Here is a 25,341-nt window from a genome sequence, read left to right as displayed (position 1 = left end):
CACTCCCCGACAGGGGACACCCAGGACTTCAGGGACAGGTCGTGTCCCTGAAGCCGCCGGCCGAGATCAGCGACGTGGCTCAGGGATCTCCGCTGTGCGCAGAGGGCGGAAGGCGGCCCGCACCTCGGCGGAGAAGAGCTCCGGCTCCTCCCAGGCGGCAAAGTGGCCGCCCCGGTCGACCTCGTTGAAGTAGGCGACCTGCCCCGGGTAGACCGCCTCGACCCAGCTGCGTGTGGCAGGCCAGATCTCGCCCGGGAACGTGGTGAAGGCGACCGGCACTGAAACGGGCGGCAGGTCGTGGAATCCGCCGCCGGGCGCGTCGAATCGTCCCCACTCCCAGTACCACCTGGCGGCTGAGGCGCCGGTGCCGGTCAACCAGTACAGCGTGATGTTGTCGAGGAGGTGGTCCCGGGTGAGGTTTCCCGCGGGCTCGTCGTCGACGAACGCGCGGGCGATCTTGTAGTAGGCGTCGGTGTCGTGGTCGAGGATCCAGGCTGCCAGCCCGACCGGCGAGTCCAGCAGCGAGTAGCCGATCGTCTGCGGCCGGTGGGTCTGCTCCAGGAAGTAGGCCAGCCCCTCGGTCTGGAACGTGGTGAGTGCCTCGTGGACCGCCCGCTCCTGGTCCGTCTCCGCCGGCATCTGATTCTTGATCGGCACGGCGCTCGTGAGCAGGTTCAGGTGGATGCCGAGCAATCCCTTCGGTGCCAGGCGGCCCATCGCGTCGGTGAGCGGCGCACCCAGGTCGCCGCCCTGGGCGACATAGCGGGTGTAGCCGAGGCGGTTCATGAGCTCCGCCCACGCGCGTGCATTGCGGGCGGGATCCCAGCCGCGCTCGGTGGGTTCGCCCGAGAAGCCGTAGCCGGGCAGCGACGGCAGCACCAGGTGGAAGGCGTCCTCGGCGCGTCCGCCGTGCGCGGTCGGGTCGGTGAGTGGTCCGACGGTCTCCAGCAGCTCGATGACGGAACCGGGCCAGCCGTGCGTCATGATCAGGGGCAACGCGTCCGGGTGCGGGGAGCGCACATGGATGAAGTGGATGTCCACCCCGTCGATCTCGGTCATGAACTGCGGCAGCGCGTTCAGCCTCGCCTCGCAGCTGCGCCAGTCGTAGTCAGTGCTCCAGTAGCGGGCCAGCGCCTGCATCGTCGCCAGCTGCACGCCCTGCGAGCGGTCCTCGACCAGTTCCCGCGACGGCCACCGCGTCGCGGCGAGCCGGCGACGCAGGTCGTCCAGCGCCTCCTCCGGCACCTCCACATGGAACGGACGGATGCCGGCCAGTTGTTCGACTGTGGTCATGGCCCTGCCCTTCACCTCAACGTGGATGCGGGGAAGTCGCAGACCGGACCGGAACCGCGAGCGTCAGCAGCGCCGGCCGGACTGGGCTTCCGGGGACGCGACAACCGTCACGCCCTCGGGCGGTTCCTCGCACCAGTGGAAGTCCCTGGACCGCCCCTGGGTGCACCAGTGACGTGCGCACGGTGATCCCGCTCCTCCACTGCACGATCCACCCGACGGGAACCGGAGTAGCGGAAATGACCTGCTCCGGCGTCCCTGAACAGGCCACCAGGGACAGACCGAGCCACCGACGGGCCCGCACCCTTCAGCCGAGGTGATGGTGCAGCCACGGCATTGACCTGTCATCCGGCGCTGGCCCTGGTGGGCCGTCAAGGGAGCAGACCAGGGCCTTCGACGGGTGCGACGTGCGGAACAGACGAGCACTGTTGGCCGCCTCACGGACCATTTCCAGGTCTGCTGCCCTACTCGGAGGTCGCGATGTCGACACAGACCACGGATCTCTTCCTCCTCGAGGACCTCGAGGGCAACGGAAGGGCAAGTGATCTTGCGCAGCGTGACCGAGAAGCACTCCAAGCCGTGGCCGACTGGATCACGAACTTCATCCTCCAGCCAGACGCCGAGCTCGGCCGCCCCGGAACTGTCTGCCCCTTCATGCCTACGTCGGTCGAACGGCAGACGATGTGGCTCGCTGCCGAACACATCGGCGACGGGAGCGCGGCACACGTCATCGAACTGATGAACAGCTACAAACGCCGACTCCTCCAAGTTCGATCTTCTGACGCCGACGAAACCGACTACGACGTGATCACCGTCGTCTTCACCGATCTTCCGGCCGACCGTGCGCAGAGCGTCTTCGACGAGGTCCTCGGGGAGATCGCTGTTCCGTCATACGTCGAGGACGGGATCGTGTTCGGGCCGTTCTACAACGGCAATCAGGCGACTGCGATCTACAACAACGGCTTCCGCCCCTTCCAATCACCGGTGCCGTTCATGTTCGTGAGGCATGGGGTGGTGAGCGACTGGAAGTTCTTCGTGGACAAGGAGGACTGGCTGACGCTCTGGGCCCGCCGGTTCGGCGAGCGGGGCGTCAGCGCGCTTGCTGCGGAACTCCGCCGCCTCCCGTGGAACGCGCGGCGCGACTGAGAGCGCCAATCGGTTCGCGGGCCGTCGGCCACAAGGGCAGCCTCGCAGTGTCGAGGCGACGAGATGTCCCTGAGTGGGCGGCGGTTTCAAGCGGTCGTCGCAACGACTGGCTTTTCGGGGTCGGACAGTAGCCGCTGCATGGCCTCGGCCGAGGTGATGAATCCGAGGGTCTGGCGGGGTCTGCCGTTGAGTTCGGCAGCGACGGCGTCGAGGTGCTCAGCGGTGTGGACCGAAAGGTCGGTGCTCTTGGGGAAGTACTGGCGCAGCAGACCGTTGGTGTTCTCGTTGCTGCCGCGTTGCCAGGGCGAGTGCGGATCGCAGAAGTAGATCGCCATGTCGGTGGCGAGCGTGATCGCCTGGTGCTGGGCCAGCTCGCTGCCCTGGTCCCAGGTCAGCGAGCGGCGCAGCTGCTCGGGCAGGGTCTGAATCGCTGCAACCAGCCGGTCGCGGACGGTCTCGGCGCCGTGCCCGTCGGGCAGGTGGACCAGCAGGCAGAAGCGGGTCTGGCGTTCGACCAGAGTGCCGATGTGAGCGGCAGTGCTGGCCCAGGATCAGGTCGCCTTCCCAGTGGCCGGGCACCGCGCGGTCGGCGGCTTCGGCCGGCCGTTCGCTGATCGAGACCATGCCGGAGATCTTTGCTTTGGTCGCGCTGGAGAACCCGTGGGGCCGGCGCCAGGCCCGACCGGTACGCAGATGCCGGTGCAACTCGGTGCGCAGCTGGCCGCGGCCTTGCACGAACAGCGCCTGGTAGATGGTCTCGTGGCTCACCCGCATCGCCGCCTCGTCGCCATGCTCGCCGGCCAGGTGCGCGCTGATCTGGGCCGGGCTCCACTTCAGGCACAGCTTGGCCTGCACCGCCAGGGCCAGCCGTGCGTCCTCCAGCTTGAACGGCTTGGGCCGCCGCGCCCGCAGCCCGGCGCGCTTGTGCGCCGCGTACGGGGCATATCTGGCCCGCCTCGCCCGCCCGGCCGCCGGCACTGGCCCGTTGCGGCGTAGCTCGCGGCTGATCGTCGACGGGGCGCGGCCGAGCCGGGCAGCGATCGCGCGCATCGACACACCGGCCAGCTGCAGGTCGGCGATCTGCAGCCGCTCCTCCAGCGACAGATACCTCGCCGACACCACCCGCGGTGCCGACGGCGGTCGACCGCCCGAGGCGCGTTGCCATCGATATCCCTGCCGCCGATCCACGCCGACAGCCTCGCAAGCCTGCGGAGAGGATGATCCCGCCGTCACCAGCTCCCAGAACCGCTCCTGCCGCTCATCCCGAACCCGCCGCCACTCCGAAACCACCACAACACCTCACGCTCGACGGGTGTTGCGACGACCGCCTGAGTGCGTCGGCCGCTTGGGGACATCACCGCCGGGTCCGCCTCGAGCGCGGCTACAGGGCGACTCGGCTGAGCACCCGCCCGGCCGCAACGACCTCTCGAGCAGCAGCGCTCCGTCAGATGGCCGCGCCGCTGCTGCACCGGCGCGCTCAGCTCCGCGCCAGACGTTCAGCGTGCTCCTGCTCCTCCGGCCGGACCTCCGACGCCCACGTACCAACGAGCCGCCACGAGACAGTCCCGCCCGCCGGGGTCGCGCTCGTCCCCTCGGCCAGGGCGTCGTCGATCATGGCCCGCACTCGCGATTCTTCGTCCGGCTCGGCCACGAAGAGGACCCGCAGCCGAACCTCGTCCCCTACCCGCTCAGCCCGGGTGTGGTGCGGAGCGAGCGGGCACGGCGGCTCGTGTTCCCAGCTGCCGCACAGGGCGACGGTGATGACGCCGCCCGGCGCACGGTCGTCGGCGCCAGGCTCCATCGACAGCAACGCGTCGTGCGCGAACCGCTCCTTGGACACGCGCCCACTGTGGCAGCACGGCGCCACCGCCCCCGAGGAAGGACGGCAGCGCCGGCCGCTCAGTGCCCGTAGACAGCCGGTGGTTGAGAGGCCACTAGCGCCGTTGGCGTCGGTGGGTCGTGCCGACGAGCACGGCGCTCGTGCTGAGGGCCAGGATCGCCGCCAGTCCGACGATGATCTGCACGCCGTTCCCCGCGGCGAAAGTCCACGAAAGGGCCACGAACAGCGCCCACAGGGCGATGGAGGCGGCACTCGCCGCACCAGGTACGGTCGCGTCCGCCGTGGTGATCAGCACGACCGCCGCCACGATGGACAGCGGCAGGGCGAGTAGGCCGAGGAGTCCCGCGCCGATGTTCGCGCCCGCGTCCGGCGGGGTCGCCAGGATGGCGATGACGACGACCAACCACAGGGCATCGGCCACGATCGTGAGCACGACACCGGCCTTCTGACCTGACGTCATGGCCCTGTCATCCGGCGGACGGGTGTCGGTGGCGGCACGCCGTCATGATCACCTGGGGCCGACCGTCGCACGAGTGAGGTCGCCTGAACGGTCGCCCGGCCGCTGCACGTACAGGGGACAGGCGAACGACCTGTCCCCAAGTGGGCCGCTCCGGAACACAGACGGCAGTGCTGGCGCACAGGATCCGCAGGACAGGCCCCAGCACGTCGCGCCGCCCGGTGGGTGGGGGCGTTCGCCGAGGTGCGGCACGCCGATCCGGCGTCCTGACGTCGTCCTCCGGTACTTCTCCAGTACCTCTCCGGTGCCCTGGCTCGGCTGGCTCCGGCGTAGTGCGGGAGAACTGCAGGCTCGTGCCGGCTACGGGAGCAGGGTGAGGGCGCGCGTGTGCCGGGGGCGGACGACGGAGGAGTCTCGGCGGTCGAGCGTGGCAACTTCGCCCAGCTCGAGCCGTTCGGTGAGCGCGACGACCGAGGCATCCACGGTGCCCAGCGGCAGGTCGGCGTAGCGCTCGACCAGCTCGGCGATGCGGTCGAGGTCCGGCTCGAGGTCGTCCACCAGCCGAAACCGGCCGGCCCGGACGTCGGCGAGGAAGGCGAGCTCCGCCTGCGTGCCGCGCCGTCCTTCCAGCAACAGGCACACCTCGGTGACGACCGTGGCGGGCAGCAGCAGGGGACCGAGATGGGTCACCAGGAAGTCCCGGCAGTGCTCGTGGTGGTCGTCGCGGTCGTCGACCAGCGCAACGACCGGGCCGGTGTCGACGACGATCACGCGCTGGATGCGTCGCGCCCGCCGGCGGCGTCCGGGTCGCCGTCGCTGCGCAGGACGTGCTCCGACCGCTCGGCCAGGTCCTGCTCGGCCGACAGGGTGCCGGTGCCGGCGAAGCGACGCCGTCCGGTCGGGTCGGTGTCCGCGAGGCCGGCCCAGAGCAGTCGCTCGACCGCCGGCAGGCGCGCCGCGGGCAACGCGTCCACCAGGCGGCGGATGTCCTCGCGGCTGGTCATGAGGCCGAGGGTGGCAGAGCCGGCGGCCTCGACCGCCGCGCCGTGGGCACCGGCTCGGCGTGGCCGCGCAGGTCGTTCCGAGGATTGCTGATCGTGCACTTCTGCGGACTGTTTGCGGACAGCTGGCCGGTCCGGCGCTCTAATGATCTTGCTGTGCTCGGCGAAGCCGCAGGTCAGCGGCCTGTTGCTGGGTGCGCCATCAGGGACTCGAACCCCGAACCCGCTGATTAAGAGTCAGCTGCTCTGCCAATTGAGCTAATGGCGCGTGTCGTCCGGGTGCGCCGGGCGACGGGGCAGAACGATACCAGCGCTCCCGGGCCCGTCGACGGGTGGTCCTGCAACGCAGCGGACGAGGTCGTCCCGACATCGACGTGGACACTGGTGGGTCGGTGTGAGCCGTCGTCCTGGGAGACGACTGCCCAGGACGCGGAGGAGATGGTGATGCGGAGGACGTCGGCGCTGGTCATGGCCACGGCACTGGCCCTGCTGGCCGGCTGCCAGGGCAGCGGCGACGGCGGGACGGCGGCGGCGCCGACCACCGCCGAGGCGCCCCCGGTCACGGTCGAGGTCTCGCCCACCGACGGTGCGACCGACGTCTCGCCCACGATCCCGTTGGAGATCTCCGTCACGGACGGCGAGCTCACGGACGTGGACGTCGTCGACGGTGCCGGGGCCGAGGTTCCCGGCGCGGTGGCCGACTCGCCGGAGGACCCCGCCGTCGACGTCTGGACGCCGGAGACCCCGCTGGCCTACGGCACCACCTACACGCTGACCGCCACCGCCGAGGGGGAGGGCGCGGAGCCCGTCGAGGCCGCGACCACCTTCACCACGGTCACGCCGCGGACCCGGCTGACGCCGTCGATCGGCCCGCTTGACGGCCAGACGGTCGGCGTCGGCATGCCGATCCGCGTCTACTTCCGCGAGCCGGTCATCGACAAGGCCGCCGTCGAGCGCAAGCTGAAGGTGACCAGCTCGACCCCGACCGACGGGGTCTGGAACTGGTTCAGCGACACCGAGGTGCACTTCCGCCCGTCGCAGTACTGGCCGGCCGACACCGACGTCACCCTCGATGCCGACCTCTACGGCGTCGACCTGGGCAACGGCGTGTGGGGCGAGACCGACCGCACGGTCTCCTTCTCCATCGGCGAGCGGCACGTGTCCATCGCCGACGCGAGCACCCACCAGATGGAGGTCTACGACGGCGACCAGCTGGTGCAGACCTGGCCGATGAGCGCCGGCAGCCCGGACAACCCCAGCTACAACGGCGCGCACGTGGTGACCGAGATGAACGCCGACCGGGTCATGGACTCCAGCACCTACGGCGTCCCGGTCGACAGCCCCGGCGGCTACCGCACGCCGGTCAAGTGGGCCGTCCGCATCTCCGACAGCGGCGAGTTCGTGCACGCCGCGCCGTGGTCGGTGGCTCAACAGGGCCGGGAGAACGTCTCGCACGGCTGCATCAACCTCTCCACCGAGCGGGCCCGCTGGTTCTTCGAGTTCTCGCAGCCCGGGGACGTCGTGGAGATCCGCGGCTCCGACGCCGGCACGCTGCGCTCGCCCATCCACGACTGGACCATCCCCTGGGAGGAGTGGAAGGCCGGCAGCGCGCTCGACTGACCGTTTCTCACCCGGCTCGGAGGGGCATGATCACCGCGTCCCCCGAGCGCGAGGAGAGTGCCGTGGACACCTGGGTGATCGTGCTGATCGTCGTGGTCGTGGTGGCGCTGCTGGCAGCGCTCGCCCTGACCATGGCCAAGCGCAACCGCATCAACAGCGCCCGGAAGCGGGAGCAGGCCCGCGACCACCTGCGCGAGGCGGAGCTGCGCAGGGCGCAGGCCGAGAAGGAGCAGGCGGCCGCCGAGGAGCAGGCGGCCCGTGCCCGGCGGGAGCGCGCCGAGGTCGAGGAGCGCACCCGGCTGGCCGAGCAGGAGGCCCGGCAGCGGGCGGCCACCGCGCAGGAGCACGCATCGGCGGCCGAGCAGCTGCGCGCCAAGGCCGAGAAGCTGGCTCCCGGCCTCGCCGACGGCCACGGCAACCGCACGGACGGCGCGGCCGGTCCCGGTCAGCACGTCGGCGATCAGGCCGGTTCCGGTCAGCACGCCGGCGATCAGGCCGGTCCCGACCAGCCCGCCGGCGGTGCCACCCGCCGCTGAGTTCCGGCGCCCGGGACGGTCTGACGTCCGAGGGGGCCGACCGACGCCCTCCCGACCCGGAGGGGCGCCATGACCGACCTGCTCGCCATCGGCACGCGCAAGGGCCTGTGGCTCGCCCGCAGCGAGGACGACCGCCGCACCTGGACGCTGGGCGAGCCACACCTGCTCGCCCAGGAGGTCGCGGCGGTGTCGATCGACACCCGCGGCTCGACCCCGCGGGTGCTCGCGGGCATCCAGTACGGCCACTGGGGCCCGACCGTGATGTGGTCCGACGACCTCGGCGCCAGCTGGCAGGAGACCGAGACCGGCGCCATCCACTTCCCCGAGGACACCGGCGCCGCGCTCGCCCGCGTCTGGCAGCTGCGCCCCGACAGCGCCGACCGGCCCGGCGTCGTGTGGGCAGGCTGCGAGCCGCACTCGCTGTGGCGCAGCACCGACGGCGGCTGCAGCTTCGAGCTGGTCCGCGGGCTGTGGAACCACCCGCACCGGTCGACCTGGCAACCCGGCGCCGGGGGCGGAGCGGTGCACACGGTGCTGCCCGACCCCGCCTCGGACCGGGTGACCGTCGCGATGAGCACCGGCGGCGTCTACGTCAGCGAGGACGGCAGCGGGGAGTGGGAGCCGCGCAACTCCGGCATCAGCGCCGTCTTCATGCCCGAGCCCGCGCCCGAATACGGCCAGTGCGTGCACAAGGTCGCCGTCGACGCGGCCGGTCCGGACCGCCTGTACGCCCAGAACCACTTCGGCGTCCTCCGCACCGACGACGCGGGGCGGTCCTGGACCTCGATCGCCGAGGGCCTGCCGGCCGACTTCGGCTTCCCGGTCGTCGCCTCGCCGTCCATCCCCGGCACCGCCTGGGTGGTGCCGCTGGTCGCCGACGTGCAGCGCGTGCCGCCGGAGGGCCGGCTGCAGGTGCACCGCACCCGCGACGCGGGGGAGACCTGGACCGCCCTGACCACCGGCCTGCCCGACGCCTGTTGGGCGGCCGTCGTGCGCGACGCGGCCTGCGCCGACGGGGCCGACCCGACCGGGCTCTACGTCGGCACCCGCGACGGCTGCGTCTACGCCAGCGCCGACGAGGGCGACACCTTCACCCTGGTCGCCGACCACCTGCCCGACGTGCTCGTCGTCCGCGCCGCCCGGATGTGACCATGGCTGTCGAGGTGGTGCTGCCCGGCGTCCTGGCCGACCTGGCCGGCGGCACGAAGCACCTGCAGGTCGAGCCGGCCGGCGGCACGCTCGCCGACCTGTTGGACACGCTGGCCGCCGTGCACCCGGCGCTGGCCCGCCGGATCCGCGACGAGGCCGGCGCGGTACGGCGCTTCGTCAACGTCTACGTGGACGGCGACGACGTCCGGTACGCCGGCGGGCTGGGCACGCCGGTGCCCGACGGCGCGGTCGTCCAGGTGCTGCCGTCGGTGGCCGGCGGGTGAGCGGACACGGGCTGAAGCCCGACAGCGAGCGACAGCGAGCGAGGAGCGGAGCGCCCCGCGGGAGCGAAAGGGGTCGCTGAGTCAGAGGACGGCGAGCGCGGCGCACTCCGCGCACAGCTGCGAGCTGTCGTAGTCCTCCGGCGGCCACACGGTCTCCTCGTCCACCGCGACGTAGGCACCGCACAGCGCCTTGCGGCTGCGGCCGGTCACGCGGCCGATCGTCGCGTGCGCCGGCCCGATCTGCCGCGGGACGAGGCCCTCCGCGCTGCCCACCGAGCCGACCATCACGACGGCGTGAGCGGTCCCGTAGGAGTAGGCGAGAGTCATGGCCCCAGCGTCGCCAGCGGGAGCCGGGCCGGGCCAGCACCCGGGGAGTGCGTGTCCGGTGCACCCGTCCCAGGAGTCGCTGCCGTCACACGGGTGCGGTCCTCGGATCCGGGACCGGTTCGGGCTCAACAATCCCCGGTCCGGGACCGAAGAGGCGTCGTGACCACCACGCAGCCGCCGGCGACGCACCCCGACGACGACGTCCGCAGCGGGTTCTGGGCGACCGTCCCGCGGGGTGCCCAGCTCGACGCCCGCAGCTTCGCCGCCCGTCACCGCGTGACCACCGGGGTGCTGGCCGCCCACGTGCCCGCGCTGGTGCTCATCGGCCTGGTGCGCGACGTGGGCGGGTGGCTGCTGTGGGGCCAGCTCGCCGTGATCGTCGTCCTGACGGTGCTGGGCCTGGTGCTGCGCGGCCCGGGTGCCCGGGCCGCGGCCGTGAGCCTGGGCCTGGTGATCGGCGCCGACGTGCTGCTGCACGTCGGCGGCGGCCTCACCGACCTGCACATCTGGTTCTACGTGCTGCTGGCGCTGGTCGCGCTGTACCAGATGTGGACGCCGTTCCTGCTGGCCGTCGCCTTCGTCGCCGTGCACCACACCGTCACCGGCATCTGGCTGCCCACCTCGGTGTCCACCACCCACCAGGCGCACGAGCACCCGCTGGCCTTCGCCGCCCTGCACGCGGCGTTCCTGCTGGTGGAGGCGACCTTCCTGACCTACGGGTGGAGGTTCGCCGAGCAGTCCGAGGCCGGACGGCGGGCAGAGCAGCGGCGAGCCGAGGAGCAGCAGGTCGCCCAGGCCCGCGCGGAGGTCGAGCTGGCCGAGGAGCGGGCGCGCGCCGCCGACGAGGCCGTCCGGCAGGCGCAGGTGGCCGAGGAGCGCGCCCTGCGGCTCGGCCAGCGCATCTCCGGCCTCGTGGACGCCGGGCGCCGGCTGGACGGCAACGTCGCCACGGCCACCGAGGTGATGGAGGGGCTGCGCTCGGCGATCGCCGAGATCGCTGCCGCGGCCAGCGGCGCGAGCACCACCGCCCGAGAGGCGAGCGCGCAGTCGCGCACCGGCGCGGCCACCGTCGACCGGCTGGCCGGGACCATGGCCGAGATCGACCAGATCGCCGGGAGCATCTCCGCGATCGCCGACCAGACCAACCTGCTGGCGCTCAACGCCACCATCGAGTCGGCCCGCGCCGGCGAAGCGGGCAAGGGCTTCGCCGTCGTCGCGGAGGAGGTCAAGGACCTCGCGCTGGAGACCGCCCGGGCCACGGAGCGGATCCGCACCGTCGTCGACGCCGTCCGGCACGAGGTCGACACGGCGGGGACCGCGCTGGGCAGCGTCGAGGACATCATCCGCGGCGTCGTCGACGCGCAGAGCACCATCGCCGCCGCCGTCGAGGAGCAGAGCGCGGCCACCGCCCAGGCGCAGCAGGCCATCGCCGGCGCCTCGCACGAGGCCGCGGGCATGGCCGCCGACCTGCAGCGGATCGTCGCCGACGAGCACTGATCCGCGGGATCCCCGCCGCGACGGACCCCGGTGGGCACGGCTGCCGGGATGCGCGCAGGATGGGCGGCGGGCGGCCCAGCAACGGGCCGTTCCGGGGTGCGACACGAGGGGGAGTGCCACGTGCTGTCCGATCGGGCCCGACCGGTTGTCGAGGCGACGCTGCCGGCGGTGGCCGACAACATCGGTGAGATCGCACGCCGCTTCTACCAGCACATGTTCGCCGCCCGACCGGAGCTGCTGGACGGGCTGTTCAACCGCGGCAACCAGGCCGAGGGCACCCAGCAGGTCGCGCTCGCCGGGTCGGTGGCCGCCTTCGCCTCCGCGCTGGTGGGGACGCCGGAGCAGCTGCCCGAGCAGCTGCTGAACCGCATCGCGCACAAGCACGCCTCGCTGGGTCTGCACCCCGACCAGTACCGGATCGTGCACGAGCACCTGTTCTGGGCGATCGCCGACGTGCTCGGCGACGCGGTCACCCCCGAGGTCGCCGCCGCCTGGGACGAGGTCTACTGGCTGATGGCCTACGCCCTGATCAACCAGGAGCGGGGTCTGTACAGCGCGCGCGGGGTGCGCCCGGGCACCGTGTGGCGGGACTGGCGGGTCGAGGAGAAGACCGCCGAGACCGACGAGGTGGTCACCTTCCGGGTCCGGCGGGTCGACGACCGGCTGGTCAAGACCTCGCTGCCGGGCCAGTACGTGTCCGTCAAGGTGCGCATGCCCGACGGGGTGCACCAGCCGCGGCAGTACAGCCTGACCGCGGCCGACGACGGCGAGCACCGCCAGTTCTCCGTCAAGCGGGTCCGCGGCAACGGCAAGCCCGCCGGCGAGGTGTCCACCCACCTGTGCGACACCGTGCAGGTCGGTGACGTCCTGACCCTCTCGCTGCCCTTCGGTGACGTGGTGCTCGACGACTGGCGTCCGGCGGTCTTCGCCTGCGCGGGCATCGGCATCGCCCCGATGGCCGGCATGCTCTCCCACCTGCGGCACGCCGGCTCCGGGCTGCCGATCACCCTGCTGCACGCCGACGCCGACGAGGCGTCCTTCGCCCTGCGCCGCCAGGTGCTCGACGACGCCCGGGCGCTGCCGAACGCCACGGTGCACGTCTGGTACGAGTCCGGCGCCGACAGCGCGCTGCCGGTCGACGGCGTGCACGCCGGGACGATGGACCTCGGCGCGGTCGACCTGCCCGACGGCGCGGCCTACTACCTGTGCGGTCCGCTGCCGTTCATGCAGGCGGTGCGCAGCGCCCTCGTCGAGCGGGGCATCCGACCCCAGGACATCCAGTACGAGGTGTTCGGGCCGGACCTGTGGCAGGCCGACCTCCGCACCGAACCCGCACCCAGCAGCGGCGCGGAGGCCTGACGCCCCCGGCCCCCGGTACCCGTCGGCCGCGTCCGGGACGGGTGGTGCGCCGTCCGCCACCCTTGAGCCGGTGTGCGCCCGGCGGGTTCGTCAGGCCGGTGCACACCCGGACGCCGGGTGCCCCGGGTGCCCCATGCACCCCCGACGCGCGTAGCCTCCAGTCAGGCGCGGGAGTCCGGCGCCGGCGCACGTCCGGCAGCGGCGTGCAGCGAGCACGGGACCCCAGATCGAGGTTCCGCGGCCGAGGTCACCCACCCCCGGTGTGCAGCAGACCGGAGGCCGTGCCGTGGTCAGGGACCAGGACGAGCAGTCGGCGAACGCCGCCGAGGCGCTGGAGCACCTGGGCCGACTGTCGTTCCGCGAGCTGTCGACGGAGGACCTGCTGCAGGCGGTGGCCGACCTGGCCGAGACGGTGATGCCCGCCGATCCCGAGGCGTCGGGAACGCTGCTGGTCGAGGACCGTCCCGCCACCGTCGCGACCACGGGCCGGATGGCTCTCGCGCTCGACGATTCGCAGTACGACCGCGGTCACGGGCCGTGTCTGCACGCCGCACGCACCGGCGAGCCCATCGAGATCACCGACACCCGCACCGAGACCCGGTGGCCCGACTACGTGCAGCGCGCCGTCGAGCACGGCAACCTCAGCTCCCTGTCGATCCCGCTCGCCATCGACGAGGACGAGCAGGTCACCGGGGCGCTGAACATCTACGCCGACCAGGCCGACGCGTTCGACGAGGACAGCCGGGCGACGGCCACCAGGTTCGGCCCGTACGCGGCGGTGGCGGCCGGCAACCTGTACGCGTACCGGAGCGCTCGCCGCACGGCGGACGACCTGCAGGCCGCGCTGGAGTCACGCGCGGCCATCGACCAGGCCAAGGGCGTGCTCACGGAGCGCTACAAGATGGCCCCGGACCAGGCGTTCCAGCTGTTGACCCAGGCGTCGATGAACGCCAACCGGAAGGTGCGGGACATCGCCGAGCACCTCGTGCACACCGGTGAACTCCCCGCCGTGACACCGCGAGGCGACCGTCGGTGGTCCGGTCCCGGTCGCCCCGGACCAGTTGCCCCGTGACACTCCTGATCAGCCGCCGGCGTTTCCCGGGGAACTCCGGCGGTGAGGCCTCGCCGCTCCAGAACCGCGGGCGACGAGGCCGCCCCAGCACCCACCTCGGCCACGGGGGAGGCCCCGGTCAGCCGCCCGCTCAGAACCTCGGCCCGTGGGCGGGTGACGGGGCTCGAACCCGCGGGTGAGGGCGACGGTGCGGTGGCACGGCCAGTCGACGTCTCCGACGAGGGCCCGAGCGTGGAAGACCTCGGCGGCACCGTCGTCGCCCAGCGGGCCGACCGGCGCGACGGGCACGGCATCGGCCTGGCCCTGGCCCGCCGCCTCGCCGGGGCCGAGCAGGGCCGGCTGACGCTCTCGCGCACGGCACCGACGGTGTTCACCCTGCTGCTGCCCGCCGCTGCCGACACGGCGGATGCGCTGGAGACGGGCGTCGCGGTGGCGCGCTCCGCAGGTCGGTGAGCGGACTAGGACGACGGCTGCGACCGGGGTGCCAGGTGCTGGACCGCCAGCGCCGCCGCCCTGCGCGAGGTGGTGGACAGCAGCCTCTCCAGTGGCCCCTGGCCGAGGGTCAGCCGCCACCAGGTGGAGAGCACGACCATCACGGCGATGAACGCCAGCCACGTCGCACTGCCCTCGACGTCCCAGTCCAGCACGGTGAGCACGAGAACGTGACCGGTGTAGGCGGTCAGCGCCATCGCGCCGACCGCCACCAGCGGGAAGGTGGCCCTCGGCAGTCGCTCGGCAACCACCAGGCACGCGGTGATGGCGACCAGCGCGACACCGACCGAACCGACGATCTCGGGGGTCGTGCCGCTGTGCGGCGCCGCGCCACTGAGCCAGGCCAGGCTCTGGGTGCGGGCTTCGATGTCGCCGTCGACCCAGGCCTGCGTCGACGCCGCCTGCCCCCACCAGCGGGTGGTCGTCCAGCCGGCGCCGTAGCCGAGGACGGCCAGGGTTCCGCCTGCGGTCAGCAGCCGTGTGCGCGCCTGCGGCGATCCCAGGTCGGAGCGGCCCACGGCCATGCCGACCAGGATGAAGGTCCACCAGATCAGGGCCGGGTAGGGGCCGTTGAGCAGGAGCAGCACGACCGGGGACTGCTCGAGCCCCGCGGCCTGCGCCCACACCGTCGACAGCAGCGCCACCGGGGGCGTCAGGACCGCGAGCACGGCCGCCGCGAGCAGCAACCGGCGCGACGACCAGCGCAGGAACGGCAGCGCCAGGACGAACAGCACCCCGTAGACGCCCAGGATCACGTCGATGTCGGTGCCGAGGGCCTCCAGCGCGACGCCGATGCCGAACACCCACGCCGCCCGCACGAGGACCCGGGTCCGGGCGAGGACCAGGTCCTCACCGGCCGGGGCGACGGTGCGGCCGGTCAGCAGTGCCAGCGACACCCCGGCGAGCACCGCGAAGAGGACCGAGGACCGGCCGTGCACCGCTCCCAGCCAGCTCGACGGCGAGGCGAGCACGTCGGCGGACACCCCGCCGACGTGTGCGCCCAGCATGCCGAACACCGCCAGGGCCCGCGCCACGTCCAGCCCGATCACGCGGCCGGACCGCTGGCCGCGTCGTGGCTCGGGAGGCCGGCCGGGGGGTGGCGCGGCGGTCGGGACGCCGGGCGGGCAGAGCAGGGGCATGGCGTGTCGCTCCGGTCAGGTCGAGGAGGTTTGCGGGCCGGTCGAGTGCTTCGGCCGGGCGGGCGCGATCAGGTCGCGCTGCCTTTCTCGCATCCAGAGGCTGGCGGGGACGAGTTCGTACGCTCCTCTACCGACTTCTTGTCCCGCGTGGCCGACTTCTTACCTCTCCCTGTCCCCGTCTTGCCTCAGGCCTCAGGAGGGCCGCGGTGACCACGCTGGCGATCCACCCAGCTCCACCGGCGACCGGGATGCGCGTGCGCCCCGCCCTTCCGGTCGTCGCGGGCCCCGCAGTGGCTGGTGCGGTACACCGGCTGGCCAGTGAACGCGGGTCCCCTCGCTGGGGACGGTGACGGACGCGGTTCCGGGTCGGCCAGTGGCGTCTCGGTAGCGGGCGGGGAGCGTCGCGGCCCGCGCGCTCGGCATTGTCGGCGGTGACCACGGAGACGGCACAGCCGCTGAACGGAGCCGGCGCCGGTCAGCCGGGCGCCGAGGACCCCAGGAGTGGCCAGTGCGATGTCGACGAATAGCGGCGGGTCAGGCGCCGCAGGATGTCGGCCAGCCCGTCCCGTCGGTCGGGCCGAGCTCGGGGAGGGCGCCGGCGTGGGTCCGCGGGAGGACGAGGCTCTCGAACGGCCAGACCGCCCAGAACGGCACCAGTACGTCGAGCTCGGCGGCCTCGACCGGGTCCGTCACCACCCGGCGCATGCCGCGCTCGCTCTGCGCGACCAGCAGACCCTTCCGGTCGTCCTCCTCCGGGATCACGTCCGGCGCGAGAGCGGCGGAGTCGTCGTCGAACACGTGGGTGGAGCCCGCACCGGGGGTTGCGCGCGCCGCCGGCCCGCTCGTTGCCCGGGCACAGGTAGCAGGCCGGGTCGTAGGCCGGTTGCCGGGCGGTCGTGACCTCCTCCACCTGCCCCTGCCCCTGCTACGGCCGGGCCGTGCGGTGCGGGGACCGCCTCCCGGGACGGGTCACTCGAAGACGATGCAGACCTTGCCCGCGGCACCCCGGTCGGCGACGCGGTAGGCCTCGTCGGCCCGGTCGAGCGGGAAGCGGTGGGTGACGATGCGCTCGGGGTGCAGGTCCCAGCGCACCAGGTGCTCCAGCAGCTCCTCCATGTGCTGCAAGGACGTCACCCAGGAGCCGTGCAGCGTGATCTGCTTGTGGATCAGCAGCTCGGACACCGGGAAGGTGATCTGCCCGCCCTCGCCGACGAAGGCGCAGCGCCCCCAGGTCCGGGTGTTCTCCAGGGCGACCACGCGCGCGGCGCCGCTGCCGGAGCAGTCGATGCTCGCCTCGCAGCCGCGGCCGTCAGTGAGCTGCCGGATCGTGGTGGTGGCCTGCTCGTCGGCCGGGACGGCGTGGTCGACCAGGCCCAGGTTCTCGGCCATCTGCAGCCGTTCGGGTGCGACGTCGGTGGCGATGATGGGCCCGGCGCCCAGCGCCCGGCCCAGCATGGCGACGGCCAGCCCGACCGGCCCGAGGCCGGTGATGAGCAGTCGGTCCCGGCCGGAGAGCTGCAGCCGGAGGAGGCCCTCGTAGGCGGTGCCGAAGCCACACGAGACGAGCGCGCCGTCGACGTAGGTCAGCGGCTCGGGCAGCAGGATGCAGGTCGCCTCCTCGGCCAGCAGGTACTCGGCGTGCCCGCCGTCGCGCTGCCAGCCGTGTGCCGCGCGCAGGGGTGACGTGCAGCCGATCATGTAGCCCGCGCGGCACTCCTCGCAGACGCCGCAGCCGGCGATGTGGTAGACGACGACCCGGTCGCCGGGCTGCAGCCGCCGGGCGCCGGGGCCGACGGCGACGACCTGGCCGCACGGCTCGTGGCCGGCGATGACGCCCTGGTAGGCCTCCGGCCCGGTGCCCAGGTGCTCGCGGTAGATGGCCCGGATGTCGCTGCCGCAGATCGAGGACGCCTTCATCCGCAGCAGCACCTGACCGTGTCCCGGCTCCGGCACGGTGACCGTGACGTGCTGGACGGTGCTGTCGCCGGGCAGGCGGACGCCGGTCATCTCGGGCATCTGCTCTCCTCCGTCGTCTGTGGGCGAGCTCCGGCGGGTGAGTCGGCCGGGCTCGTGGACGTGTTCCCGGAAAGGAGGCCTGCCCAACTCGTGCTGACGGCCGCGGTCGCGCGCCGCTGCTTCGTCGACGATGCGTCGAAGGTCGACATCGCGGAGTACGGCCTCAGCCGCTTCCAGGTGGCCCGGCTGATGGACCGAGGGCATGACCGTGCGGCGGTGAGGACCCGGTGGTCCCCGACCCGGCTGCACACCGTGACGCCGACTGTCGGAAGCCGACCTCGCCGCGTAGGGTCGGCACCGGGAGCGGCTGTAGCCGCTCATGGGTGGCCCCGGACCCGGCGACCTCACCGGTTTCCTGGGGAGAACTCCGTGCGCGCCTCCATCGACCTCGCCTCCGCCGACGTCGCCTCCATGCCCCTCGAGTGGGGTCCGCCGGTCCCCGGCCAGGTCCGCCGCCCTCCGTCGCCACGGGATCGCGGCAGCCGGTCGCAGGCACCACCCGGGCCCCTGCGCGCCCTCCACGGTGCCCGGCCGAGCAGCGCCGTCGTGAGGACACCGTGATCACGCGGCAGCAGATCCGCGCCGTCATGGCCGACGGAGCGGGGGTGGTCGACAGCGCCGGTCAGTCCGTGGGACGCATCGTGGACGTGGTCCTGGACGTCCAGACGAGCGAACCGGCCTACATAACCGTGGTCTGCGGACCTCCCCCCGGGGACGCCGTCGTCGTCCCGCTCACGGAGGCATGTCTGCTCGACGGGTCGGTCCAGGTGTCCTACACGGCGGCCGACGTCTCCGGTGCTCCGCCTGCGGACGGGTCCGCCGGGCGCCTGGACCGACATCAAGAGGAGGAGCTCCGCCGCTACTACGCCGGCCTGGACCACGGCGCTCCCGTAGAACCGCTCCGCCCTTCCGGTCGGGGCACGGCCGCTGCCCCCGAGCCGCGACCGGGCTGGCCGCGGATGCCGGTGGCGGACCGCAACGGACATCGGCGGATCGACGGCACGGCGGCGGGATCCCTCCGCGTCCCGGTCGGGGTCGAGGTCCTGCCCCGCGTTGCCGGGCTCGACGTCCACACGGCGGACGACGGCACCGCTGCCTACCCGGCCGCTGCCTCCGGGCCCTGGCCGCCGGTGTCGACCTCCTCGCCCGGACCGCCGTGGTGGCAGCGCCGGCAGTGGCGCTGGCCGTCGATCCCCACATCGGTCCGTGCGATGCGGCTGGAGCTGCGCCCCCTCCTCGACATGTCCGGTCTGCCCGACGACGAGCTCGAGGATCTGGTGCTGGCCGCCGGTGAGGCCGGCGCCAACGCCGTCGAGCACGCCCGCCTCCCCACGATGCCCTTCTTCGACGTCCTCACCGAGGTCGGGGAGCACTGGGCTCGCATCGTGGTCCAGGACCACGGTCGCTGGCAGACACCCTTCACCGGGGGCCACCGCGGCCGCGGACTGCAGATGATCGGCGTCCTGGCCGACGCCACGCTCACCGTCGGGTCACGCGGCACGACGGTGGTCCTGCGCAACCGGCCCGGACCGTCGGGCTGACCGGACGGCAGCGCCGCCGCCGGTGCGCCGCGCGTCATGAGCCAGGCGGCCGTCCCCGCCGGACCTCCCGGCGCCCGGCATGCTGATCGCCGAGCCAGGCGGGCAGGGTGCAGGTTGGAGGTGCACGTGGCGTCGATACGAGTGGCCGAGATCCTCCGCGCGGCCTGGGCCCAGTCACCCGACGGCACCGGCCTGCCGGCCAGCCTGGCCGCCGCCTGCGTCCGCTCCCTGCCGGTGAGCGGGGTGGGGCTGGCGCTGATGACCGATGACGGCCCGGCGGGGATCATCGCCGCGACCGACGGCGCGGCGCAGGAGCTGGAGGAGCTGCAGTTCACCCTGGGGGAGGGGCCGTGCGTGGACGCCTCGCAGACCGGCCGACCGGTGCTGCAGCCGGACCTCGCCCGGACCGCGCCGCTGCGCTGGCCCGGCTTCGCCGGAGGAGCGCTGGAGGCCGGAGTCCGCGCCGTCTTCGCCTTCCCCCTCCGCGTGGGCGCCATCCGGCTCGGCGTGCTGGACCTCTACCGGGACCGGGCCGGCCCGCTGTCGACCGACGAGCTCGCCGAGGCGCTGTCCTTCGCCGACGCGGCGACACTGCTCCTGCTGCACGAGGAGGCCAGCACCGCCGCGTCGAGCGCGGTCCCCGTGCTCGACGACCGGGCCGAGGTGCACCAGGCGACCGGGGTCGTCTCCGTGCAGGCTGCCGTCGGCCTGGCGGAGGCCCTGGTCCTGCTCCGTGCGCGGGCCTTCGCCGACCAGCGGCCCCTCGGCGACCTGGCGCGGGACGTCCTCTCTGGAACGGTGGACTTCCGGGAGGTCGGCGACAGTGGTTGACAGCACGACGTGGTCACCGGACGCAGGATGAGACCCGGTCGACGGGGCGGGAGGGAGTGAGGGTGCGGGAACAGCGCCTCGCGGAGGTCTTCGTCGAGCTCGCCGACACCTTGGTCGAGGAGTTCGACGTCGTGGACTTCCTGCAGACCCTGACCGAGCGCTGTGTCGAACTGGTCGACACCGACGCAGCCGGGCTGATGCTCGACGACCAGCGCGGCAGGCTCCAGGTGGTCGCCTACACCGACGAGTCCGCCCGGCTGCTCGAACTGTTCGAGCTGCAGAAGGCGGAGGGCCCCTGCCTGGACTGCTTCGCCACCGGTGAGGCCATCGCGAACGTCGACCTGGCCGCCTCCGGGAGTCGGTGGCCGGTGTTCACCGAGGCGGCGCTGGGGTCCGGGTTCGCCTACAGCCACGCGCTGCCGCTGCGACTGCGGCGGCAGGTGGTCGGCGCGCTGAACCTGTTCACCGTCGAGCGCACGGAGCTCACCGGCGACCACCTCGCCGTCGCCCAGGGCATGGCCGACATCGCCACCATCAGCCTGCTGCACGAGCGGGCCCTGCGCGACCATATCGTGCTGGCCGAGCAGCTGCAGACCGCGCTGCACAGCCGGATCATGATCGAGCAGGCCAAGGGCGTGCTGTCGGCACGGGCCGCCATCAGCGTCGGCGAGGCGTTCAGCCGGATGCGGACCCACGCCCGGCGGACCGGCCAGCAGCTGACGACCGTCGCCGAGGCCGTCGTGACCGGCTCGCTGGACCACGACGACCTCCAGCCGGTGAGCGACCCGGGCTGAGCGCTGCCGCTGCGGACGGGCCCGGTTCGCCACCTCACGAGGGCAGCGTCAGGCAGGCGTGCACCTCAGCGCCCACCCCCGGAACGGGAGAGGCCCTGGTCAGTCGCCTGACCAGGGCCTCCCTGCGTGGGGTGAGTGACGGGGCTCGAACCCGCGACACCCAGGATCACAACCTGGTGCTCTACCAGCTGAGCTACACCCACCACGTCTCCCGGACGGCCGCTCGTCAGCGGGTCGTCCGGGGAACCGGTACCACGATACCGGAGACCCTCAGGCGTCCGACGCGGCCGGGGGTGTCTGCCCGGGAGCGCCGGCGTCCTCGGCCGTGAACAGCTCGGCGAAGGACGCCGTGACCTCGGCGGCGGCCGCCTGCGCCTGGGACGTCGAGGGGCCCGGGACGTCGACGAACAGCGTCTCCCGGTAGTAGGCGAGCTCGCGCACCGACTCGATGATGTCGGCCAGCGCGCGGTGGGCCAGACCCTTCTGCGGCTGGGCGAAGTACACCCGCGGGAACCAGCGACGGGCCAGCTCCTTGATCGAGGAGACGTCGATCATCCGGTAGTGCAGGTGGTCGTCGAGCTCGGGCATGTCCCGGGCGAGGAAGCCGCGGTCGGTGCCGATCGAGTTGCCGCACAGCGGCGCCGTCCGCCGCTCGGGCACGAACCGCCTCACGTAGGCCAGGAGCTGCTGCTCCGCCTCGGCGACCGTGAGCGTCGAGGCCCGCACCGCCTCGGTGAGGCCGGACTTGGCGTGCATCTCGGTGACGACGTCGACCATGTCCCCCAGCGCGGCGTCGTCGGCGGAGATCACCAGGTCCAGGCCCGGGTCGAGGACGTTGAGCTCGGAGTCGGTGACCAGCACCGCGACCTCGATCAGCTTGTCCCGGGTGAGGTCCAGCCCGGTCATCTCGCAGTCGATCCAGACCAGGTGTCCCGCGCTGTCCGCCACGGGTTCCGACCCTACGTGCCACCCGTCCGGGTCGCCCGCACGCCGGCCCCGTACCGCACCCGCCACTCCGACGTCGCTCGGGAGCCGGGGACGGGCCCCGCGCCTCGCTAGGCTCCGGCGCGACGGCCTCGAGCCCAGGGAGACCCACCGTGCCGCACGCCGCCCCCGTCGTCGACCGAGCGGCCCCGTCGCCCCCTGGCTCGACGAGGACCGCCCTCCGCCACCCGGTTGCCACGCTCCGGTGGCTGTGGCCGGCCTACGTCACGCCGGGCCGCCCCGGCCGCCCGACGACCCAGCAGGAGCTGCGCTGGATCTACACCGCGTGGTTGGGTGCCTTCCTGCTGAAGATGCTCGGCTCGTCGTGGGACGTCTCCTGGCACTTCAGGTGGCTGCGTGACGACCTCGCCCCGCCGCACCTGCTCAACTCCGCCGGCACCGTCGTGGTCGTCGCGCTGGTCCTCTTCTCGAGCTACACCGGCTACGGCGTCGACCGCCGCGCCCTGCGCCTGATGCAGGTGGGCACCGGGCTGTTCCTGGTCGCCGTCCCGGTCGACATCGTCAACCACCGGATCAACGGGCTGGACATCACCAGCTGGAGCCCCAGCCACGCGCTGCTCTACCTCGGGACGGCGGTCATGCTGGCCGGGGCGCTGCGCGGCTGGTGGCTCCACGCCGCGCCCGGCCGGGTGCGGGACGCCGTCGCGCTGGGCCTCTGGCTCTTCTTCGCGGAGAACGCGCTGTTCCCCAACCAGCACCAGGAGTACGGCGTCCTCTCGCTGCGCGCCTATGAGTTCGGGCGGACGACGGCCGAGCCGCAGCTGCTGGACTTCGCCGTCGCCCAGGCGCAGAGCCCGACGTCGTTCATGCTCCCGGTGCCGGCCTGGGTGCACCCGGCGTGGCTGCTGTGCGCCGGGCTGCTCACCCTCGTCGTCGCCCGGCGGGTCACCGGGCTGCGCTGGGCCGCCACGACGGTCGCGGCCGCCTACCTGGCCTACCGCGCGGTCGTGTGGCTGGGCCTGGTGGCGGTCGGCTTCCCGCCCTCGGTGCTGCCGCTGGCGCTGCTCGCCGGCGCGGTCGCCGTCGACCTCGCCCTCACCCGGCGGGTGCCCGGCTGGCTGGCCGGTCCGCTGGTCGCCGCGGTCACCTACGGCGCGGGTGCGGCCCTGGACGCCGTCGGGCTCCTCCCGCCCTGGGACTGGCGGCCGGAGGTGGTCCTGGCCACCGCGCTGGCGGCGACCCTCCTGTGGACGCTGCTCGACGCGGTGGCCCGGAGCCGGTGGCTGACCGCCTGGTGCGCGCCCCTCGACGAGCACGGGGAGACGCCCGCCGTCCCGGTGCCGGGCGGCGCGCCGACCCGCTGAGCGTCCCGGACCGACCCGTCACATGCCGTAGCGTCGGAGGCAGCCCCTCCCGGTGACCGCGCCGCGATGCCGCTCCACCGCCCCCTGCTCCCCGCCCCGGAGGACCGACGTGCTGGCCCTGACCCCCAGGCCGCTGCAGACGGTGGGGGAGCGTGCGCTCTTCGCTGAACTGGCCCGCTGGGACACCGGCGGCGCGGTCCGGGGTGCGGTCGTCGCCTCCCTGCCGGTCCTCGACGGGCCGGTGGGTCGCCGGATCTCCGACGCGGTGCTCTTCGTGCCGGAGGGCCTGGCCGTGGTGCGCATCGCCGAGGTGGCCCGGCAGCGCGGCGTGGTCACCGCGCTGCCCGAGGGGGCATGGACCGTCGGCCCCGAGGCCGGCCGCCCGGGCGAGGTGCTGCAGCTCTCCGGTGGCGGGTCCACCCCGCTGGACGGGCTGATGCGCGCCGGCATGGACACCGCCGTGCGGCTGCGCCGCGCCGGCCTGGAGCCCGGCCGGATCGCCCGGCTGACCGTGCTGGTCGGCGACCTCTCCGGCCTGGTACCCGCCGACGGCGACCTGGGCGAGGGCGACCAGGTCGCGCTGCTCGAGCCCCGCTCGCTGCTGCTGGGCATCGCCCGCGCGGCCCGCTACACCGGCGTCGCCAACCCGCGCCTGTGGACGACGGCCGACGTGCGCGCCGCCCTGGAGGCTCTCGAGCTCGACGGCCGGGTGCCCACCACCCAGGAGCTCAACGGCGAGGGCTTCCCGTACTCGCCCTACGTGCTGCGGACACCCGAGCTGCTCGCCCCGGCCGCCATGGCCGCGGCGGTGGCGGGGACGGAGGCTGGGGGAGCGGTCCCGGTGCCGGCGGCGCACCACCCGGCGCCGCACGCCGCCGCGCCCGAGCCGATGCGTCCCCTGGTCGACCCGGCGGCCGCCGCAGCCGTGGCCGCCGCCGCGATCCGCGCCGACGAGGAGGCCGCCCGCGCCGCGGCCCCCGCCTACGCGCGCGCCCAGGACCTCGCCGTCGCGCCAGCGGCCCCGCCGTCGACCGCGACCGCGGCACCGGTCCTCGCCGCACCGTCGGCTCCCGTCGTCCGGGACACCCTCGTCGGGCCCACCGTCGGCGTCCGCGAGGAGGACTCGGGCGGCATCGGCGGGCTGTTCGCCGACGCCGCCGAGCCCGGGACCCCCCAGCCGGCCGCCGAGCCGGTCGCCGCCCGACCCGCCGCGCCGCCGGTCCCCGTCGAGCTCCCTGTCGCCTCCGGGGCCCGGCCGGCCGGCGTCCCCCTCGTGGGGCCGCGCCGGCGGCAGCTCTCGCGGCGGCGGACCGCGCTGCTCGTCGCGGCCGCGCTGCTGCTCGTCGTCCTCCTCGGCGTGGGCGTCACCGCGCTCCTCGGCGGGGACGAGGCGGCGAACGCCGGTGCGTCGCCGTCGACCGCCGCGCAGGGCGGAGCGTCCGCCGGGACCGTCGGCGGGCCGCAGCCCGGGCAGATCGAGACGGTCGACGGCCGCACCTTCGTCGCCCAGCGGGTGCAGACCGACCCCACCTGCGTCGGCAACGCCTACGGCACGGTGGCCGACTTCTTCACCACCACCGACTGCGCGGGCCTGGCGCGGGCGCTGTACTCGACCGACGTCGGCGGCCGGCCGGTCGTCGTCTCGGTGTCGCTGGCCGACATGGGTGAGGAGAGCGGCGCCCTTGCGCTGCGCGCGCTGGCCGACCGGAACGGCAGCGGGAACGTCAGCGACCTGCTGCGCGAGGGCGCCCGCTACCCGGGTGGTCCCGCGCAGCTGTCCGGCGCCCAGTACGCCAGCGCCGTCTCGGGCAGCAGCGTGACGATCGTCGAGACCGCCTGGGCCGGACCCGGGCCGGCCGGGTCGACCGCCGACCTCGACGTCGTCGCCTCGACCGCGCTGGTGCTGCCCATGCCGCAGCCCACTCCCTGATCGGCACCCCGCAGCACCGACCGGCTGAGCCCGTCGTCCCGGCTCCTGGCTCACGCCCGGTGGTGAGACAGGACCGTGGATGATCAGCTCAGCTGGTCATCGGGGACGGCTCCGGTGGTCGCGGCGGCCTCGGCCATCGCGGCGAGCAGCGCGGCCGTCCGCCGGCGGGGCAGCCGGCCGGCGCTGTGCGGGGTCGAGTTGACCAGCCCGAAGACGGCGTGCGCCCGGGCGCGGTTGGTCGCGGCGTCCGACTCGGTGTGCAGCCGCCCCAGCACGTCGACCCACACCTCCACGTAGCGGCGCTGCAGCCGGCGCACCTGCGCGGCGTCCTCGTCGGCCAGCGAGCCGAGGTCGCGGTCGTGCACGGTGATCAGCGCGGGGTTGTCCAGCGCGAACTCGACCTGGAAGGCGATCAGCGTGCGCAGCTGCGCCATCGGGTCGTCGCCGGCGGCGGCCACCCGTGCGGTGCCACCCTCGAGCAGCCGCTCACTGATCCGCAGCAGCATCTCGGCGAGCATCGCGTCCTTGCTGGCGAAGTGCCGGTAGATCGCCGGCCCGGTCACCCCGACGGCCGCGCCGACGTCGTCCACGCCCACGGCCCGGGACCCGCGCTCGGCGAACAGCTGCGCGGCGGCCCTCAGGATCTGCTCGCGGCGCGACGGGCGGGCCGCGTCCGCGTGCAGCGCGGTGTTGGCGTCCGTCACGGCCGGA

Annotated in this window: 25 protein-coding genes, 2 tRNA genes and 2 pseudogenes; 14 read left to right on the top strand and 15 right to left on the bottom strand. The window is 73.6% G+C overall.

The features are described 5' to 3' along the window. Positions 1-66: 66 nt before the first annotated feature. Positions 67-1,293 carry an epoxide hydrolase family protein gene (locus ACWIX7_RS05965; RefSeq protein ID WP_448620633.1) on the bottom strand — a complete coding sequence of 409 codons (1,227 nt, stop codon included), beginning with the start codon at positions 1,291-1,293 and terminating at the stop codon, positions 67-69. Positions 1,294-1,770: 477 nt separating this feature from the next. Between ACWIX7_RS05965 and ACWIX7_RS05960 the strand changes: the two genes are divergently transcribed. After that, positions 1,771-2,436 (top strand): DUF6875 domain-containing protein, encoded by a 666-nt coding sequence (locus ACWIX7_RS05960; RefSeq protein ID WP_448620632.1) that lies wholly within the window; start codon positions 1,771-1,773, stop codon positions 2,434-2,436. 86 nt (positions 2,437-2,522) lie between these two features. Here ACWIX7_RS05960 and ACWIX7_RS05955 read toward each other — a convergent pair. The 6 genes and pseudogenes from ACWIX7_RS05955 to ACWIX7_RS05930 form a co-directional block, all read right to left on the bottom strand. Continuing rightward, positions 2,523-3,726: pseudogene (locus ACWIX7_RS05955) on the bottom strand (IS30 family transposase). A gap of 187 nt (positions 3,727-3,913) precedes the next feature. After that, positions 3,914-4,276: a hypothetical protein gene (locus ACWIX7_RS05950; RefSeq protein ID WP_448620631.1), complete on the bottom strand. Its 363-nt coding sequence runs from the start codon at positions 4,274-4,276 to the stop codon at positions 3,914-3,916. A 94-nt stretch (positions 4,277-4,370) separates the two neighbouring features. After that, the gene (locus tag ACWIX7_RS05945; RefSeq protein WP_448620630.1) at positions 4,371-4,709 is read right to left on the bottom strand and encodes a hypothetical protein; all 339 of its coding nucleotides are present in this window, start codon (positions 4,707-4,709) and stop codon (positions 4,371-4,373) included. Positions 4,710-5,093: 384 nt separating this feature from the next. Next, positions 5,094-5,504 (bottom strand): type II toxin-antitoxin system VapC family toxin, encoded by a 411-nt coding sequence (locus tag ACWIX7_RS05940; RefSeq protein WP_448620629.1) that lies wholly within the window; start codon positions 5,502-5,504, stop codon positions 5,094-5,096. Next, on the bottom strand, positions 5,501-5,737 hold the full coding sequence (locus ACWIX7_RS05935) for a hypothetical protein (protein ID WP_448620628.1): 237 nt from the start codon (positions 5,735-5,737) through the stop codon (positions 5,501-5,503). Before ACWIX7_RS05935 ends, ACWIX7_RS05940 begins: the two co-directional genes overlap by 4 nt. 192 nt (positions 5,738-5,929) lie before the next feature. After that, positions 5,930-6,002 (bottom strand) — tRNA-Lys (locus tag ACWIX7_RS05930). A 176-nt stretch (positions 6,003-6,178) separates the two neighbouring features. Here ACWIX7_RS05930 and ACWIX7_RS05925 point away from each other — a divergent pair. The 4 genes from ACWIX7_RS05925 (at position 6,179) to ACWIX7_RS05910 (ending at position 9,323) form a co-directional block, all read left to right on the top strand. Then, the gene (locus ACWIX7_RS05925) at positions 6,179-7,354 is read left to right on the top strand and encodes a L,D-transpeptidase (protein WP_448620627.1); all 1,176 of its coding nucleotides are present in this window, start codon (positions 6,179-6,181) and stop codon (positions 7,352-7,354) included. Positions 7,355-7,416: 62 nt separating this feature from the next. Continuing rightward, positions 7,417-7,890 (top strand): hypothetical protein, encoded by a 474-nt coding sequence (locus ACWIX7_RS05920; RefSeq protein ID WP_448620626.1) that lies wholly within the window; start codon positions 7,417-7,419, stop codon positions 7,888-7,890. Positions 7,891-7,959: 69 nt separating this feature from the next. Continuing rightward, complete coding sequence (locus ACWIX7_RS05915) at positions 7,960-9,039, top strand: exo-alpha-sialidase (RefSeq protein ID WP_448620625.1); 1,080 nt, start codon at positions 7,960-7,962, stop codon at positions 9,037-9,039. 2 nt (positions 9,040-9,041) lie between these two features. Next, positions 9,042-9,323, top strand: coding sequence for a ubiquitin-like small modifier protein 1 (locus ACWIX7_RS05910; protein ID WP_448620624.1), 282 nt, complete (start codon positions 9,042-9,044; stop codon positions 9,321-9,323). Positions 9,324-9,404: 81 nt separating this feature from the next. Here the strand turns inward: ACWIX7_RS05910 and ACWIX7_RS05905 are convergent, their stop codons facing one another. Next, on the bottom strand, positions 9,405-9,650 hold the full coding sequence (locus ACWIX7_RS05905) for a hypothetical protein (protein WP_448620623.1): 246 nt from the start codon (positions 9,648-9,650) through the stop codon (positions 9,405-9,407). A 159-nt stretch (positions 9,651-9,809) separates the two neighbouring features. Between ACWIX7_RS05905 and ACWIX7_RS05900 the strand changes: the two genes are divergently transcribed. The 4 genes from ACWIX7_RS05900 (at position 9,810) to ACWIX7_RS05885 (ending at position 14,031) form a co-directional block, all read left to right on the top strand. After that, entirely contained in the window at positions 9,810-11,147 is a 1,338-nt protein-coding gene (locus ACWIX7_RS05900) for a methyl-accepting chemotaxis protein (RefSeq protein ID WP_448620622.1), read from the top strand. A gap of 120 nt (positions 11,148-11,267) precedes the next feature. Then, entirely contained in the window at positions 11,268-12,506 is a 1,239-nt protein-coding gene (locus ACWIX7_RS05895) for a globin domain-containing protein (protein ID WP_448620621.1), read from the top strand. A 286-nt stretch (positions 12,507-12,792) separates the two neighbouring features. Then, complete coding sequence (locus tag ACWIX7_RS05890; protein WP_448620620.1) at positions 12,793-13,578, top strand: ANTAR domain-containing protein; 786 nt, start codon at positions 12,793-12,795, stop codon at positions 13,576-13,578. A gap of 192 nt (positions 13,579-13,770) precedes the next feature. Further along, positions 13,771-14,031 (top strand): hypothetical protein, encoded by a 261-nt coding sequence (locus ACWIX7_RS05885; RefSeq protein WP_448620619.1) that lies wholly within the window; start codon positions 13,771-13,773, stop codon positions 14,029-14,031. Between the two features lie 5 nt (positions 14,032-14,036). Here ACWIX7_RS05885 and ACWIX7_RS05880 read toward each other — a convergent pair whose 3' ends face one another. The 4 genes and pseudogenes from ACWIX7_RS05880 to ACWIX7_RS05865 form a co-directional block, all read right to left on the bottom strand. Beyond that, positions 14,037-15,119, bottom strand: coding sequence for a heparan-alpha-glucosaminide N-acetyltransferase domain-containing protein (locus tag ACWIX7_RS05880; RefSeq protein WP_448620618.1), 1,083 nt, complete (start codon positions 15,117-15,119; stop codon positions 14,037-14,039). Between the two features lie 624 nt (positions 15,120-15,743). Beyond that, on the bottom strand, positions 15,744-16,007 hold the full coding sequence (locus tag ACWIX7_RS05875; protein WP_448622209.1) for a hypothetical protein: 264 nt from the start codon (positions 16,005-16,007) through the stop codon (positions 15,744-15,746). A 25-nt stretch (positions 16,008-16,032) separates the two neighbouring features. Further along, a pseudogene (locus ACWIX7_RS05870) lies at positions 16,033-16,119 on the bottom strand (hypothetical protein); the annotation flags it as partial. Positions 16,120-16,178: 59 nt separating this feature from the next. Further along, positions 16,179-17,225 (bottom strand): zinc-dependent alcohol dehydrogenase family protein, encoded by a 1,047-nt coding sequence (locus ACWIX7_RS05865; protein ID WP_448620617.1) that lies wholly within the window; start codon positions 17,223-17,225, stop codon positions 16,179-16,181. A gap of 557 nt (positions 17,226-17,782) precedes the next feature. Here ACWIX7_RS05865 and ACWIX7_RS05860 point away from each other — a divergent pair. The 3 genes from ACWIX7_RS05860 (at position 17,783) to ACWIX7_RS05850 (ending at position 20,391) form a co-directional block, all read left to right on the top strand. Further along, positions 17,783-18,766 carry an ATP-binding protein gene (locus ACWIX7_RS05860; protein WP_448620616.1) on the top strand — a complete coding sequence of 328 codons (984 nt, stop codon included), beginning with the start codon at positions 17,783-17,785 and terminating at the stop codon, positions 18,764-18,766. Positions 18,767-18,892: 126 nt separating this feature from the next. Next, complete coding sequence (locus ACWIX7_RS05855; RefSeq protein ID WP_448620615.1) at positions 18,893-19,597, top strand: GAF and ANTAR domain-containing protein; 705 nt, start codon at positions 18,893-18,895, stop codon at positions 19,595-19,597. A 62-nt stretch (positions 19,598-19,659) separates the two neighbouring features. Continuing rightward, positions 19,660-20,391 (top strand): GAF and ANTAR domain-containing protein, encoded by a 732-nt coding sequence (locus ACWIX7_RS05850; protein ID WP_448620614.1) that lies wholly within the window; start codon positions 19,660-19,662, stop codon positions 20,389-20,391. 127 nt (positions 20,392-20,518) lie between these two features. On the opposite strand, the gene ACWIX7_RS05845 is transcribed toward ACWIX7_RS05850, so the two are convergent. After that, positions 20,519-20,594, bottom strand: a tRNA-His gene (locus tag ACWIX7_RS05845). Between the two features lie 67 nt (positions 20,595-20,661). After that, positions 20,662-21,339, bottom strand: a complete 678-nt coding sequence (orn, locus tag ACWIX7_RS05840) for an oligoribonuclease (protein ID WP_448620613.1) — start codon at positions 21,337-21,339, stop codon at positions 20,662-20,664. 149 nt (positions 21,340-21,488) lie between these two features. Between orn and ACWIX7_RS05835 the strand changes: the two genes are divergently transcribed. Both ACWIX7_RS05835 and ACWIX7_RS05830 read left to right on the top strand, forming a co-directional pair. After that, entirely contained in the window at positions 21,489-22,700 is a 1,212-nt protein-coding gene (locus ACWIX7_RS05835) for a hypothetical protein (RefSeq protein ID WP_448620612.1), read from the top strand. A gap of 109 nt (positions 22,701-22,809) precedes the next feature. Next, complete coding sequence (locus ACWIX7_RS05830; RefSeq protein ID WP_448620611.1) at positions 22,810-24,630, top strand: hypothetical protein; 1,821 nt, start codon at positions 22,810-22,812, stop codon at positions 24,628-24,630. Positions 24,631-24,713: 83 nt separating this feature from the next. Here ACWIX7_RS05830 and ACWIX7_RS05825 read toward each other — a convergent pair whose 3' ends face one another. Continuing rightward, positions 24,714-25,334: an SACE_7040 family transcriptional regulator gene (locus ACWIX7_RS05825; RefSeq protein WP_448620610.1), complete on the bottom strand. Its 621-nt coding sequence runs from the start codon at positions 25,332-25,334 to the stop codon at positions 24,714-24,716. Positions 25,335-25,341: the final 7 nt, after the last annotated feature.

The sequence above is a fragment of the Geodermatophilus sp. URMC 65 genome, assembly GCF_053502545.1.
This window is presented reverse-complemented; position numbering and strand designations above follow the sequence as displayed.

Coding starts and splice junctions, on each gene's coding strand:
- ACWIX7_RS05935 (WP_448620628.1), bottom strand. CDS start 5,737: ATGACCAGCCGCGAGGACATCCGCCGCCTGGTGGACGCGTTGCCCGCG.
- ACWIX7_RS05915 (WP_448620625.1), top strand. CDS start 7,960: ATGACCGACCTGCTCGCCATCGGCACGCGCAAGGGCCTGTGGCTCGCC.
- ACWIX7_RS05965 (WP_448620633.1), bottom strand. CDS start 1,293: ATGACCACAGTCGAACAACTGGCCGGCATCCGTCCGTTCCATGTGGAG.
- ACWIX7_RS05910 (WP_448620624.1), top strand. CDS start 9,042: ATGGCTGTCGAGGTGGTGCTGCCCGGCGTCCTGGCCGACCTGGCCGGC.
- ACWIX7_RS05960 (WP_448620632.1), top strand. CDS start 1,771: ATGTCGACACAGACCACGGATCTCTTCCTCCTCGAGGACCTCGAGGGC.
- ACWIX7_RS05905 (WP_448620623.1), bottom strand. CDS start 9,650: ATGACTCTCGCCTACTCCTACGGGACCGCTCACGCCGTCGTGATGGTC.
- ACWIX7_RS05925 (WP_448620627.1), top strand. CDS start 6,179: ATGCGGAGGACGTCGGCGCTGGTCATGGCCACGGCACTGGCCCTGCTG.
- ACWIX7_RS05865 (WP_448620617.1), bottom strand. CDS start 17,225: ATGCCCGAGATGACCGGCGTCCGCCTGCCCGGCGACAGCACCGTCCAG.